Raw genomic sequence first — 14,168 nt, 5'->3', positions numbered from 1 at the left:
CCGTCACTGTCTTCGATCTCCCGACCGCGCGTGCGCGCTGATGTCTCCATCCGCATACGAGTATGCCGAGGGTGAAAGACGAACGGCGGCAGTCCACTCCAAAAGGGAGTGGACCACCGCCGCTGCTTCGTCAAGCAATCGATGTCACCGATTGACTCTTCAGGTCACCTGTTGTAGGGACCGAAGTCGTACTCCTCCAGCGGGACGGCCTCGCCCGACCCCTGGCCGAAGGTGTACTCGCTGGGCTCCTCGTAGCCAGCGACCGAGTACATGGACGCCTTGGCCTCCTCGGTCGGCTCCACCCGGATGTTGCGGTACTGCGGCATGCCGGTACCGGCGGGGATGAGCTTACCGATGATGACGTTCTCCTTAAGACCGACCAGGGGGTCGCTCTTGCCGTGGATCGCGTTCTCGGTGAGGACCCGGGTGGTCTCCTGGAAGGAGGCCGCCGACAGCCACGACTCCGTGGCGAGCGACGCCTTGGTGATACCGAGCAGCACCGGGCGGCCGGCCGCCGGCTGGCCGCCTTCGGCCACCACGCGGCGGTTGATGGCCTCGAACTTGGGCCGCTCGACCATCTCGCCGGGCAGCAGCTCGGTGTCGCCGGACTCCAGGATGTTCACCCGCTTGAGCATCTGCCGCACGATGATCTCGATGTGCTTGTCGTGGATCGAGACACCCTGCGACTTGTAGACCTCCTGCACCTCCGACACCAGGTGCTGCTGCACGGCCCGCGGGCCCTGGATGCGCAGCACCTCGTGCGGGTTGATGGCGCCCTGGATCAGCTGCTGGCCGACCTTGACGTGGTCGCCCTCGCCCACGAGGAGCTGGGCCCGCATGGGGACCGGGTAGGCGATCTCGTCGGAGCCGTCGTCGGGCACCAGAATGATCTTGCGGCTCTTCTCGGTGTCCTCGATGCGGATCCGGCCGTCCAGCTCGCTGATGGGGGCCACACCCTTGGGGATGCGGGCCTCGAACAGCTCGGTCACACGCGGCAGGCCGTGGGTGATGTCCTGGCCGGCCGAACCGCCCATGTGGAAGGTCCGCATGGTTAGCTGGGTGCCGGGCTCACCAATGGACTGCGCCGCGATGATGCCGATGGCCTCGCCGACGTCCACCGGCTTGCCGGTGGCCATGGAGCGGCCGTAGCAGGTGCTGCACACGCCGATCTTGGCCTCGCAGGTGAGCGAGCTGCGCACGCGCACCCGCTCCACCCCGTTGGCGACCAGCTTGTCGATGATCGACTCGGAGGTGTCGGTGAGCGCCGGGACGACGACCTTGCCGTCGACCACGACGTCCTCGGCGATGGTACGGCCGAAGCCGGTGTTCTCGACGTTGTGCTTGCGCACCACCACGCCGGCGGCGTTCTTCTCGCCGATCTCGTGCCACAGCGAGCGGTCGGTGCCGCAGTCGATCTCGCGGACGATGACGTCCTGGGCGACGTCGACCAGGCGCCGGGTGAGGTACCCGGAGTCGGCCGTGCGCAGCGCGGTGTCGGCCAGGCCCTTGCGCTGGCCGTGCGTGGAGATGAAGTACTCCAGCACGGACAGGCCCTCGCGGTAGGAGGACTTGATGGGCCGCGGGATGGTCTCGCCCTTGGTGTTGGAGACCAGGCCGCGGATACCGGCGATCTGGCGGACCTGCATGGGGTTGCCTCGGGCACCGGAGTTCACCATCATCCACACCGGGTTGTCGGCGGGAGCGTTGTCCTCCATGTCCTTGGCGACCTCGTTGGTCGCCTTGGTCCAGATCTCCGTGAGCTCCTGGCGGCGCTCGTCGTCGGTGATCAGACCGCGGTCGTACTCGCGCTGGATCTTGTCGGCCTGCCGCTCGTAGCCCTCCAAAATCTCCTCCTTGCGCGGCGGCGCGAGGACGTCGGAGATGCCGATGGTCAGCCCGGACCGGGTGGCCCAGTGGTACCCGGCGTCCTTGAGGGCGTCGAGGGTGGAGGCGACGTGCACCTTGGGGTAGTTCTCGGCCAGCTCGTTGACCAGGGCCGACACCTGCTTCTTGCCGACCTGGTAGTTGACGAACGGGTAGTCCGAGGGCGTGGTCTCGTTGAAGAGGTACCGGCCCAGGGTGGTCTCCAGCACGTAGGGCTGGCCGGGCTCGTGGCCCTCGTCCCAGACCCAGTCGCGCGGCGGCGGGACGTCGCCCTCCACGCGCAGCTTGATCTTGGCCTGAAGGTCGAGTTCGCCCAGGTCGTAGGCCATGATGGCCTCGGCCGGGGTGCGGTAGGCCCGGCCCTCGCCCTTCGCGCCCTCCTTGAGGGTGGTCAGGTAGTACAGGCCGATGATCATGTCCTGGGTGGGCATGGTCACGGGCTTGCCGTCGGAGGGCTTGAGGATGTTGTTGGTGGCCAGCATCAGCAGCCGCGCCTCGGCCTGGGCCTCGGCGGACAGCGGCAGGTGCACGGCCATCTGGTCGCCGTCGAAGTCGGCGTTGAAGGCGGTGCAGACCAGCGGGTGGATCTGGATGGCCTTGCCCTCGACCAACTGCGGCTCGAACGCCTGGATGCCCAGCCGGTGCAGGGTCGGCGCGCGGTTCAGCAGCACCGGGTGCTCGGTGATGACCTCTTCGAGGACGTCCCACACCACGGGGCGGGACCGCTCCACCATCCGCTTGGCGCTCTTGATGTTCTGCGCGTGGTTCAGGTCGACCAGGCGCTTCATCACGAACGGCTTGAACAGCTCCAGCGCCATCTGCTTGGGCAGGCCGCACTGGTGCAGCTTGAGCTGCGGGCCGACCACGATGACCGAACGGCCGGAGTAGTCGACGCGCTTGCCCAGCAGGTTCTGCCGGAACCGGCCCTGCTTGCCCTTGAGCATGTCCGAGAGGGACTTCAGCGGGCGGTTGCCCGGCCCGGTGACCGGGCGGCCGCGGCGGCCGTTGTCGAACAGCGCGTCGACGGCCTCCTGGAGCATCCGCTTCTCGTTGTTGACGATGATCTCGGGCGCGCCGAGGTCCAGCAGCCGCTTGAGGCGGTTGTTGCGGTTGATGACCCGGCGGTAGAGGTCGTTCAGGTCGGAGGTGGCGAACCGGCCGCCGTCGAGCTGCACCATGGGGCGCAGGTCCGGCGGGATGACCGGGATGCAGTCCAGCACCATGCCCATGGGGCTGTTGCGGGTGTTGAGGAACGCCGAGACCACCTTGAGCCGCTTGAGGGCGCGGGCCTTCTTCTGGCCCTTACCGCTGCGGATGGTCTCGCGCAGCCGCTCGGCCTCGGCGTCGAGGTCGAAGTTGGCCAGGCGCTCCTGGATGGCCTGGGCGCCCATGCCGCCGCGGAAGTACTTGCCGAAGCGGTCCCGCATCTCGCGGTAGAGCATCTCGTCGCCCTCGAGGTCCTGGACCTTGAGGTTCTTGAACCGGGTCCAGACCTCTTCGAGGCGGTCGATCTCGCGCTGCACGCGGTCGCGGATCTGCCGCATCTCGCGCTCGGCGGACTCGCGCACCTTGCGGCGGGCGTCGCCCTTGGCGCCCTGCTCCTCCAGCTCTGCGAGGTCGGCCTCGAGCTTCTTGTGGCGCTCCTCCACGGCGGAGTCGCGGCGCTGCTCCAGGTGCTGGCGCTCCACGGAGATGCGGGCCTCCAGGGACTGGAGGTCGCGCTCGCGGGCCTCGGTGTCGACCCAGGTGACCATGTACGCGGCGAAGTAGATGATCTTTTCCAGATCCTTCGGCGCGAGGTCCAGCAGGTAGCCCAGGCGGCTGGGCACACCCTTGAAGTACCAGATGTGGGTCACCGGGGCGGCGAGCTCGATGTGGCCCATGCGCTCACGCCGGACCTTGGCCCGGGTGACCTCGACACCGCAGCGCTCGCAGATGATGCCCTTGAAGCGGACCCGCTTGTACTTACCGCAGTAGCACTCCCAGTCGCGGGTGGGGCCGAAGATCTTCTCGCAGAAGAGCCCGTCCTTTTCCGGCTTGAGGGTGCGGTAGTTGATGGTCTCCGGCTTCTTGACCTCGCCGTGGGACCACTGGCGGATGTCGTCAGCGGTCGCGAGGCCAATTCGCAGCTCGTCGAAGAAGTTGACGTCGAGCACTTAATTCGTCCCCTGCTCTTGAAGATCGCGGAAGTTAGACCTCTTCGACACTGCTCGGCTCGCGCCGCCCCAGGTCGATTCCCAGCTCTTCTGCCGCACGGAAGACGTCCTCGTCCGTATCCCGCATCTCGATGGACATACCGTCACTGGACAGCACCTCCACATTCAGACAGAGCGACTGCATCTCCTTGATGAGCACCTTGAAGGATTCGGGGATGCCCGGTTCGGGGATGTTCTCGCCCTTGACGATCGCCTCGTAGACCTTCACCCGGCCGAGCACGTCGTCGGACTTGATGGTGAGCAGCTCCTGGAGGGCGTAGGCGGCGCCGTAGGCCTCCAGCGCCCACACCTCCATCTCGCCGAAGCGCTGCCCGCCGAACTGCGCCTTTCCACCCAGCGGCTGCTGGGTGATCATCGAGTACGGGCCGGTGGAGCGCGCGTGGATCTTGTCGTCCACGAGGTGGTGGAGCTTGAGGAAGTAGGTGTAGCCGACCGCGATCGGCTCGGCGAACGGCTCGCCGGTGCGGCCGTCGAACAGCCGCGCCTTGCCGAACTCGTTCACCAGCCGGGTGCCGTCCTCGGTGGGCAGGCTGGAGGCCAGCAGACCGCCGATCTCGTCCTCGCGCAGGCCGTCGAACACCGGGGTGGCGACCTTGGTGCCCGGCGGGATGTCGGCGGCGCCGATCTCGCGCATGGCCTGCTTCCATGGCTCGTCGTCGCCTTCGACCCGCCACCCGTTCTGGGCCAGCCAGCCCAGGTGGATCTCCAGGATCTGCCCGACGTTCATGCGGCCGGGCACGCCCAGCGGGTTCAGCACGATGTCGACGGGGGTGCCGTCCTCCATGAACGGCATGTCCTCCTGCGGCAGGATCTTGGCGATGACGCCCTTGTTGCCGTGGCGGCCGGCGAGCTTGTCGCCGTCGGTGATCTTGCGCTTCTGCGCGACGTAGACGCGCACCAGCTCGTTGACACCGGGCGGCAGCTCGTCGCCGTCCTCGCGGCTGAAGACGCGCACGCCGATGACCTTGCCGGACTCGCCGTGGGGCACCTTCAGCGAGGTGTCGCGGACCTCGCGCGCCTTCTCGCCGAAGATGGCGCGCAGCAGCCGCTCCTCGGGGGTCAGCTCGGTCTCGCCCTTGGGCGTGACCTTGCCGACCAGGATGTCGCCGTCGATGACCTCGGCGCCGATGCGGATGATGCCGCGGTCGTCGAGGTCGGCCAGGACCTCCTCGCTGACGTTGGGGATCTCGCGGGTGATCTCCTCGGGGCCCAGCTTGGTGTCGCGGGCGTCGACCTCGTGCTCCTCGATGTGGATCGAGGAGAGGACGTCGTCCTGGACCAGCCGCTGGGACAGCACGATGGCGTCCTCGTAGTTGTGGCCCTCCCACGACATGTAGGCCACGAGCAGGTTCTTGCCCAGCGACATCTCGCCCTTGTCGGTGGAGGGGCCGTCGGCGAGGACCTGGTTCTCCTCGACGCGCTGGCCCTCGTCGACGATGGGGCGCTGGTTGAAGCAGGTGCCCTGGTTGCTGCGGCGGAACTTGCCCAGCCGGTAGGTCTTGCGGGTGCCGTCGTCGGCCATCACGGTGATGTAGTCGCCGGTGACGTCCTCGACCACGCCGGCCTTCTCGGCGAGGATGACGTCGCCGGCGTCGGTGGCCGCGCGGTACTCCATGCCGGTGCCCACCAGCGGGGCCTCGGCGCGCAGCAGCGGCACCGCCTGGCGCTGCATGTTGGAGCCCATGAGGGCGCGGTTGGCGTCGTCGTGCTCCAGGAACGGGATCATGGCCGTGGCCACCGACACCATCTGGCGCGGCGAGACGTCCATGTACTCGACCTCGGCCGCGGCGACGGCCTCGAACTCCCCGCCCTTGCGGCGGACCAGCACCCGGGACTCGGTGAAGACGCCGTCAGGACCGACAGGCGTGTTCGCCTGGGCGATGACGAAGCGGTCCTCCTCGTCGGCGGTGAGGTAGACGACCTCGTCGGTGATGCGACCGTCGACCACCTTGCGGTAGGGGGTCTCGATGAAGCCGAAGGAGTTGACGCGGGCGTAGCCGGCCAGCGAGCCGATCAGGCCGATGTTGGGGCCCTCAGGGGTCTCGATGGGGCACATGCGGCCGTAGTGCGACGGGTGGACGTCGCGGACCTCGAACCCGGCGCGCTCGCGGGACAGACCGCCCGGACCCAGCGCCGAGAGGCGGCGCTTGTTGGTCAGGCCCGCCAGCGGGTTGGTCTGGTCCATGAACTGCGACATCTGGCTGGTGCCGAAGAACTCCTTGATGGAGGCGACGACCGGCCGGATGTTGATCAAAGTCTGCGGCGTGATGGCCTCGACGTCCTGGGTGGTCATGCGCTCGCGGACCACGCGCTCCATGCGCGCCAGGCCCAGGCGCACCTGGTTCTGGATCAGCTCGCCCACGGTCCGCACGCGGCGGTTGCCGAAGTGGTCGATGTCGTCGGTCTCGATCGGCCGCGAGCCCAGGGGGGTCTGCAACTCGGTCTCGCCGGCGTGCAGGCGCACCAGGTAGTCGATCGTGGCGACGATGTCGTCCTCGGTCAGCGTGCCCTGGGTGAACTCCGCCTCAAGCCCGAGCTTCTTGTTGATCTTGTAGCGGCCGACCTTGGCGAGGTCGTAGCGCTTGGGGTTGAAGTAGAGGTTCTCCAGCAGCGCCTGCGCGGACTCCTTGGTCGGCGGCTCGCCGGGGCGCAGCTTGCGGTAGATGTCCAGCAGCGCGTCGTCGGTGCCGGCGGTGGGGTCCTTCTCAAGGGTGTTGCGGATGGACTCGTAGGCGCCGAAGCGCTCCAGGATCTGGTCGGTGGTCCAGCCCAGCGCCTTGAGCAGGACGGTGACGCCCTGCTTGCGCTTGCGGTCGATGCGGACGCCGACGAAGTCGCGCTTGTCGACCTCGAACTCCAGCCACGCCCCGCGCGAGGGGATGACCTTGCAGCCGTAGAGGTCCTTGTCAGAGGTCTTGTCGACCTGGCGGTCGAAGTACACACCCGGGGAACGCACAAGCTGCGACACCACGACGCGCTCGGTGCCGTTGACGATGAACGTGCCCTTGACGGTCATGAGCGGGAAGTCGCCCATGAAGACCGTCTGGCTCTTGATCTCACCGGTGTCGTTGTTGATGAACTCCGCCGTGACGAACATCGGGGCGGAGTAGGTCATGTCCTTGTCCTTGCACTCCTCTTCGGAGTACTTGGGCGGCTCGAACCGGTGGTCGCGGAACGAGAGCGACATCGTGCCGGAGAAGTCCTCGATGGGACTGATCTCCTCGAAGATCTCCTCGAGACCGGACTGCTCCGGAACGTCCTTGCGGCCGGCGTTACGAGCCGCCTCGACTCGGGCCCGCCACTTCTCGTTGCCGAGCAGCCAGTCGAACGACTCGGTCTGCAAGGCCAGAAGGTTGGGGACTTCGAGTGGTTCCTGAATGCGGGCGAAGGAAACGCGGTTCGGACCAAGGGCGTTAGCGGAGGCGTTGCGCGAGGCTGCCAACAGGGGTCCTTCCGAAGGCTTGTGGCGGTTGATGCGCGCGCACGCCGGACGATCCGTCACTGTCAGGTCGAAGTCCCGCCGACGTGGGATCGGTCGGGTCTCGTGTGAGACGTACGGTGGGGTCCGGAAAAGCCGAGATACCTCGGAATCCGGACACGGAGCACGGACACCGGCACACGGATCGTCAATGGGCAGCGCAAAAGGGCAGTGTAGCCGAATACTACACCGCTGTCCAACCACAGGCCCCCGAGTCAGTCACGACACCACGCAGCATCGCCCCAACGGCCGGATCCGTCAAGCCCGAGCCCGGGGCAGCGGGCCATTCCAGCGCCGTGAGAGGTCCCACAGCCGAAACGGGGTGTGAGAGCCCCGACAAGCGGGAAAGTATCTTCGACCCGCAGGGTGTCGCGATGCGCTCCTTCACCGGGGTTCCGCGCTCCCCACGCCCGTGTGCCGACGCCCCGCCGATCCGCCCCGCGCCTCGTGCGCCGCCCCGGCGGCCCCGCCCGCCGCCGCGGCCCCCGGCCGCTCCCCCACTCTCGCACGGCCCCCGCGCGCCCGCGCAGCGGCCACGCCGCCCGGCCCGTCCCCCGCGCCGGCCGACTCCGGGCGCACCGCCTCCGCCGAGGAGCAGACGGCCCGTAAGGCGCCGGCGGCCCGGCTCGGCCCGCGGAACCCCGGACCCGACCGAACGCGGCCGGACACGGCCGGACGCCGCCGGACATGACGGAGGGCGGCCATCCGCGCGGGATGGCCGCCCTCCGGAGTCGGCGACCTGGCCGGGCCGCGCACGCGGCCCGAAGAGGGAACCTACTTCAGGGTGACGGTGGCGCCGGCGCCCTCAAGGGTGTCCTTGGCCTTCTCCGCGGTCTCCTTGTTGACGCCCTCCAGCAGCGGCTTGGGGGCGTTGTCGACCAGGTCCTTGGCCTCCTTGAGGCCCAGGCTGGTGAGGCTGCGGACCTCCTTGATGACCTGGATCTTCTTGTCGCCGGCGGCCTCGAGGATGACGTCGAACTCGTCCTTCTCCGGCTCCTCCTCGCCACCGGCGGCGCCACCGCCGGCGGCGGGGGCGGCCACCATCGCGGCCGGGGCGGCGGCGGTGACGTCGAACTTGCTCTCGAACTCCTTGACGAACTCGGACAGCTCGAGAAGGGTCATCTCCTCGAAGGCGCTGAGGAGCTCTTCGGTGCTGAGCTTCGCCATGATCGCGATCTCTCTTTCTCTTCCGGAACGTGCGCCGGGCGGCGCCGTACCGAGCATGGGGACACCGGCGCGGGCACGCCGGCGGGGTCAGGTGTGTTCCTAGCCCTCTTCGGCGCGCTTGTCGGCCAGCGCCTGAGCGAGCCGCACGGCCTTGGACGGCAGTGCCTGGAACAGCGCGGCGGCCTGGCCCTGCTTGGCCTTCAGCGCACCGGCCAGCTTCGCGAGGAGAACCTCGCGGGACTCAAGGTCGGCCAGTTGGGTGATCTGCTCGGGGCTCATCGCACGGCCGTCGATGACACCGCCCTTGATCACCAGGGGCGCGTTCGCCTTCGAGAAGTCACGCAGGCCCTTGGCGGCCTCGACCACGTCCCCGCGGACGAAGGCGATGGCCGAGGGGCCCTCGAACAGGTCCATGACCTGGTCGTCCAGACCGGCCTCGGTGGCCGCGATCTTGCTCAGCGTGTTCTTGACGATGCGGAAGCGCGCGTTCTGGCCGAGGCTGCGGCGCAGTTCGGTGATCTGCGCGACGCTGAGCCCCCGGTATTCGGTCAGCACGGCGCCCTGAGAGCTCTCGAACTCCTCCTTGAGCTCGGCGACCGCGGCGACCTTGTCCGGCCTCGCCATGGGACTCCTTCCAACTGTGATCGCCGGTCGCGAAGGCCGAGGCGAATGGAAGGGCACGAGGCAGCAAAAAAGCCCCGGCGCAGGGCACGGGGCGCTGACGGGCCGCACCGCCAACGGCGGATCGGCCATCACGACTTCGCACACCTGCGCGGGCCGCCCATTCGCATGGGTCCTTCGGCCACCCTTCGGGTGGCGACCGGCGGTCTTCGGCGTCTCCCATCGTAACCGATGAACAGTACCCGCGCGAACGGCGGCGGAAACGCCCCGGCGCACCGGTGCCCCCGCCGGCCCCGCGCGTCCCAGAGGCCCCGAAACGGCCGCGGCGCCCCGGATCCGAGCGGATCCGGGGCGCCGGGCGCGGGCGTTCGCGTCAGCCGACCGCCGTCAGGCGGCGACGGGCCGGGTGACGTTGGGGTCGACCGGGATGCCGGGGCCCATCGTGGTGGTCAGGGTGGCCTTCTTGATGTAGCGGCCCTTGGCGGCGGACGGCTTGAGGCGCAGCACCTCGTCCAGCGCGGCGCTGTAGTTCTCGACCAACTGGGCCTCGGAGAACGACAGCTTGCCGATGATGAAGTGCAGGTTGCCGTGCCGGTCGACACGGAACTCGATCTTGCCGCCCTTGATCTCGGTCACGGCCTTGGCGACGTCGGGGGTGACGGTGCCGGTCTTGGGGTTGGGCATGAGGCCGCGCGGGCCCAGGACCCGGCCCAGGCGGCCGACCTTGCCCATGAGGTCGGGGGTGGCCACGACCGCGTCGAAGTCCAGGAAGCCCTTCTGGATCTCCTCGACCAGGTCGTCGTCGCCGACGAAGTCGGCGCCCGCCTCGCGCGCCTGCTCGGCACGCTCACCGGTGGCGAAGACCAGGACCCGGGCGGTCTTGCCGGTGCCGTGCGGCAGGTTCACGGTGCCGCGGACCATCTGGTCGGCCTTGCGGGGGTCGACACCCAGCCGCAGGGCGACCTCGACGGTCGCGTCGAACTTCACGACGCTGGTCTCCTTGGCGAGCTTGACGGCCTCGACGGGCGCGTAGAGCTTGCTGCGGTCGACCAGGTCGCTGGCCTTGCGGTAGTTCTTACTGCGCTGCACGTACTTCTCCTGACGAGAGCTGTGGTGGGGGCCAGCGCGCGGCCCTTCCACGGTTGACTCGGATGGCTGCGACGGCCGCCGGGCGGCCGGCGGACTACTTGACCTCGATGCCCATCGAGCGGGCGGTGCCGGCGACGATCTTTGCGGCGGCCTCGATGTCGTCGGTGTTGAGGTCGGGCAGCTTGGTCTGCGCGATCTCGCGGACCTGGTCCATGGTCACCGTGCCGGCCACCTGGCGGCTGGGGTCGGTGCTGCCCTTGTCCAGGCCGGCGGCCTTGAGGATCAGCTTGGGCGCCGGCGGCGTCTTGGTGACGAAGCTGAAGGAGCGGTCCTCGAAGATGGTGATCTCGACGGGGATGACGCTTCCGCGCTGGGACTCCGTGGCGGCGTTGTACTGCTTGCAGAAGTCCATGATGTTGACGCCGTGCGGACCGAGGGCGGTACCCACGGGCGGCGCCGGGGTCGCCTGGCCGGCGGGGAGCTGCACCTTGACCAGGGCGGCGATCTTCTTCTTCGGAGGCATATCGGGTCCTTTGCCTGATCTGCTGTGTGTGCTGGATCCCGGTGTGGGTGCCAGGGGCGCACCGAAACAGGGCGGTGCGCGCGGCGTCCGCGCCGAGGCGGGCCACACCCGCGCCGGGATCCGCGCACAGGCGTGGGGGGCGCCCCGGGTGCCGGGGCGCGACGGGTCGGCTCCGCGAACGGGCCAACCCGTCAAGTCTACGCGCCGCCACGGGGCGGCGGGTCGGCCCCGGCCGCCGGGCGGGCGGCGGGGCCGGCGGCGCCGCGTGGGCGCTAGATCTTGGAGACCTGGTTGAACGCCAGCTCGACCGGGGTCTCGCGGCCGAAGATCGAAACCAGCACCTTGAGCTTCTGGGTGTCGGGGTTGATCTCGCTGACCGTGGCGGGCAGCGTGGCGAACGGGCCCTCCATGACGGTGACGGACTCGCCGACCTCGTAGGCGACGTCGGAGCGGGCCTCGGCCTTCTCCTTGCGCTCCTGCTCGGGCAGCTCCTCGGGCTCGGGCGCAAGCAGGCCGGCGACCTCCTGGAGGCTCAGCGGGGCGGGCCGGTTGGACAGCCCCACGAACCCGGTGACCCCGGGGGTGTTGCGGATGGCGGCCCAGGACTCGTCGGTCAGCTCCATGCGCACCAGCACGTAGCCGGGCAGGACCTTCTCGGTGACCTGCTGCCGCTTGCCGCTCTTGACCTCGGTGACCTCCTGGGTGGGCACCTCGACCTGGAAGATGTACTCCTCCATGTTGAGCGACTGGGTGCGGCTCTCGACGTTGGCCTTCACGCGGTTCTCGTAACCGGCGTAGGTGTGCACGACGTACCAGTCGCCGGGAAGCAGCAGCAGTTCCTGCTTGAACTCCTCGACGGGGTCGACGCGCGGCGCCTCCTCGGCCTCGGCGTCGGCGGCGTCGCCCTCGGGCTCGCCGCCCTCGGCGGGCTCGGCCTCGGGACCGGCCGCGGGCTTGTCGCCCTCGGCGGCCTCGGCCTGGGCGAGCTCGGGCTCCTCGGCGGACTCCGCGTACTCGGCGCGCCGGCCGGCGTCATCCTCCGACGACTGATCCAGCTCCTCGTCGGGGAGGTCGCCAGGGGTCAGTGGGGACTCGGACACGGCTGCTCTTTCTCTCGTCGGTTACGCGCTGCAAGGCGCGGCAGGATGCCGCGCCGAGGCAGGTTACTGCCAGCTTACGGGCTCGGTGGACGAGCCGGGACCAGGCGAGGGGCCGCGCCGCTACTGCGGGGCGCCCGCCGCGGGGTCCGGGCTGAACTGGCCGTAGAGCCAGGTGACGGCCTCACCGAAGCCGAAGTCCAGCAGCGAGACGTAACCGACCATGATGAGGACGAACACGATGACGACGATCGTGTAGGTGATCAGCTCGCGGCGCGTGGGCCAGCGGACCTTGCGGAGTTCGCCGACGACCTCCTTGGTGAAGGTCACCGGACCCGTGCGACGCTTGCGCTCCTTCTCGGGCTTTGCGTCGGCGTCAGTCTGTGTCACCTGAGGTCCTTAGGAGTCGGTTCGGCTGACCTGCTTCCGGCGGAAACTGCCTCGATCTGAAGGTGAGACCCAGTTGTCCTTGCAGGGCAGGAGGGACTCGAACCCCCAACCGCCGGTTTTGGAGACCGGTGCTCTACCAATTGAGCCACTGCCCTTCGCGGGTACCGCGTTGGTTACCCCACCTTAGCCGCAGACCGCGACCGCGCGCACCGCACAGCGAGCCGGTGCCGCGATTGGGGTCCAGACCATCGGCTGGACGAGTCTATGCCCTATCGCGGCCCCGGACCAACCCGAAAAAACCGGGGGCGCCGCCCGCCGCCCGCGCGGATAAGGAGTGGCGCCCTCGTGCAAGCATGGGGAACATGACTGACCGACCTCGTATCTCCGCACGTATCGGCGGCATCTCCGAGTCGGCGACCCTCGCCGTCGACGCCAAGGCCAAGGCCATGAAGGCGGCGGGGCGCCCCGTGATCGGCTTCGGCGCCGGGGAGCCCGACTTCCCCACGCCCGACTACATCGTCGAGGCGGCGGTGAAGGCCGCCCGCGAGCCCCGCTTCCACCGCTACACGCCCGCCGGCGGACTGCCGGAGCTGAAGGAGGCGCTGGCGGCCAAGACGCTGCGCGACTCCGGCTACCGCGTGGAGCCCGCCCAGATCCTGGTCACCAACGGCGGCAAGCAGGCGATCTACGAGACCTTCGCCACACTGCTGGACCCGGGTGACGAGGTCATCGTCATCGCCCCGTACTGGACCACCTACCCGGAGTCCATCAAGCTGGCCGGCGGGGTGCCGCGCTACGTGGTCACCGACGAGTCCACCGGCTACCTGGCCTCGGTCGCCGACCTGGAGGCGGCGCGCACCGAGCGCACCAAGCTGCTGGTGTTCGTCTCGCCGTCCAACCCCACGGGCGCGGTCTACACCCCCGAGCAGGTCCGCGAGGTCGGCCGGTGGGCCGCCGAGCACGGCCTGTGGGTGCTCACCGACGAGATCTACGAGCACCTGGTCTACGGCGAGGCGCGGTTCAGCTCGCTGCCGGTGGAGGTGCCCGAGATCGCCGACCGCACGGTGATCGTCAACGGCGTCGCCAAGACCTACGCCATGACCGGCTGGCGCGTGGGATGGATCGTGGGCCCCAAGGACGTCGTCAAGGCGGCCGGCAACCTCCAGTCGCACGCCACCTCCAACGTCGCCAACGTGTCGCAGGCGGCGGCGCTGGCGGCGGTCTCGGGCGACCTGGCGGCCGTGGCCGAGATGCGCGCCGCCTTCGACCGGCGCCGGCAGACCATCGTGCGCATGCTCAACGAGATCCCCGGCGTGCTGTGCCCCGAGCCCCAGGGCGCGTTCTACGCCTACCCCTCGGTCAAGGACCTGCTGGGCCGGGAGATCCGCGGCCGCCGCCCGCAGACCTCCGCCGAGCTGGCCGATCTGATCCTGGAGCAGGCCGAGGTGGCGGTGGTGCCCGGCGAGGCGTTCGGCACCCCCGGCTACTTGCGGCTGTCCTACGCGCTGGGCGACTCCGACCTCGCCGAGGGCGTGGGCCGCATCCACAAGCTGATCACCGAGGCCGAGTAGCGCGCGGCGGCCGACCGCCGCCGCTGCCGCCAGGCGGCATCTTCGCACCCCCAGGGGCGCCCGGACCGGGCGCCCCTTCGGCGTCGTGGGGGCCGCGCCGCGCGCGCCGGCGGGCGCCCGGGGATCGCCGCG

At 69.2% G+C, this 14,168-nt stretch carries 9 protein-coding genes and 1 tRNA gene; 1 reads left to right on the top strand and 9 read right to left on the bottom strand.

The window, feature by feature from the left end:
• Positions 1-164 precede the first annotated feature (164 nt).
• The 9 genes from LG943_RS15885 to LG943_RS15845 form a co-directional block, all read right to left on the bottom strand.
• Positions 165-4,040, bottom strand: a complete 3,876-nt coding sequence (locus tag LG943_RS15885) for a DNA-directed RNA polymerase subunit beta' (protein ID WP_270073066.1) — start codon at positions 4,038-4,040, stop codon at positions 165-167.
• Positions 4,041-4,074: 34 nt separating this feature from the next.
• Positions 4,075-7,542 carry a DNA-directed RNA polymerase subunit beta gene (gene rpoB / locus LG943_RS15880; RefSeq protein ID WP_270073065.1) on the bottom strand — a complete coding sequence of 1,156 codons (3,468 nt, stop codon included), beginning with the start codon at positions 7,540-7,542 and terminating at the stop codon, positions 4,075-4,077.
• A gap of 810 nt (positions 7,543-8,352) precedes the next feature.
• Positions 8,353-8,745 carry a 50S ribosomal protein L7/L12 gene (gene rplL, locus LG943_RS15875; RefSeq protein ID WP_270073064.1) on the bottom strand — a complete coding sequence of 131 codons (393 nt, stop codon included), beginning with the start codon at positions 8,743-8,745 and terminating at the stop codon, positions 8,353-8,355.
• Positions 8,746-8,844: 99 nt separating this feature from the next.
• On the bottom strand, positions 8,845-9,369 hold the full coding sequence (gene rplJ / locus LG943_RS15870) for a 50S ribosomal protein L10 (protein ID WP_270073063.1): 525 nt from the start codon (positions 9,367-9,369) through the stop codon (positions 8,845-8,847).
• A gap of 384 nt (positions 9,370-9,753) precedes the next feature.
• Positions 9,754-10,455, bottom strand: coding sequence for a 50S ribosomal protein L1 (gene rplA, locus LG943_RS15865; RefSeq protein WP_270073062.1), 702 nt, complete (start codon positions 10,453-10,455; stop codon positions 9,754-9,756).
• 94 nt (positions 10,456-10,549) lie between these two features.
• A complete protein-coding gene (gene rplK / locus LG943_RS15860) occupies positions 10,550-10,978 on the bottom strand; it encodes a 50S ribosomal protein L11 (RefSeq protein ID WP_270073061.1) in 429 nt (142 codons plus the stop codon).
• A 272-nt stretch (positions 10,979-11,250) separates the two neighbouring features.
• Positions 11,251-12,078 carry a transcription termination/antitermination protein NusG gene (gene nusG, locus LG943_RS15855; RefSeq protein WP_270073060.1) on the bottom strand — a complete coding sequence of 276 codons (828 nt, stop codon included), beginning with the start codon at positions 12,076-12,078 and terminating at the stop codon, positions 11,251-11,253.
• A gap of 120 nt (positions 12,079-12,198) precedes the next feature.
• Positions 12,199-12,465: a preprotein translocase subunit SecE gene (gene secE, locus LG943_RS15850; RefSeq protein WP_179767724.1), complete on the bottom strand. Its 267-nt coding sequence runs from the start codon at positions 12,463-12,465 to the stop codon at positions 12,199-12,201.
• A gap of 82 nt (positions 12,466-12,547) precedes the next feature.
• A tRNA-Trp gene (locus tag LG943_RS15845) sits at positions 12,548-12,620 on the bottom strand.
• Between the two features lie 207 nt (positions 12,621-12,827).
• Here LG943_RS15845 and LG943_RS15840 point away from each other — a divergent pair.
• Positions 12,828-14,036: a pyridoxal phosphate-dependent aminotransferase gene (locus LG943_RS15840; RefSeq protein WP_270073059.1), complete on the top strand. Its 1,209-nt coding sequence runs from the start codon at positions 12,828-12,830 to the stop codon at positions 14,034-14,036.
• The last annotated feature ends 132 nt before the right edge of the window (positions 14,037-14,168 follow it).

The sequence above is a fragment of the Streptomonospora mangrovi genome, from assembly GCF_027604915.1.
In the GTDB taxonomy this organism is placed as follows: Bacteria; Actinomycetota; Actinomycetes; order Streptosporangiales; family Streptosporangiaceae; genus Streptomonospora; species Streptomonospora mangrovi.
Note: the sequence above shows the minus strand (reverse complement) of the source record. Positions and strands in the feature narration are given on the sequence as shown.

What these genes read in the sequence shown, in the direction of transcription:
- rplL (WP_270073064.1), bottom strand. Translation starts at nt 8,745, where the DNA reads ATGGCGAAGCTCAGCACCGAAGAGCTCCTCAGCGCCTTCGAGGAGATG.
- rplJ (WP_270073063.1), bottom strand. Translation starts at nt 9,369, where the DNA reads ATGGCGAGGCCGGACAAGGTCGCCGCGGTCGCCGAGCTCAAGGAGGAG.
- rplK (WP_270073061.1), bottom strand. Translation starts at nt 10,978, where the DNA reads ATGCCTCCGAAGAAGAAGATCGCCGCCCTGGTCAAGGTGCAGCTCCCC.
- LG943_RS15840 (WP_270073059.1), top strand. Translation starts at nt 12,828, where the DNA reads ATGACTGACCGACCTCGTATCTCCGCACGTATCGGCGGCATCTCCGAG.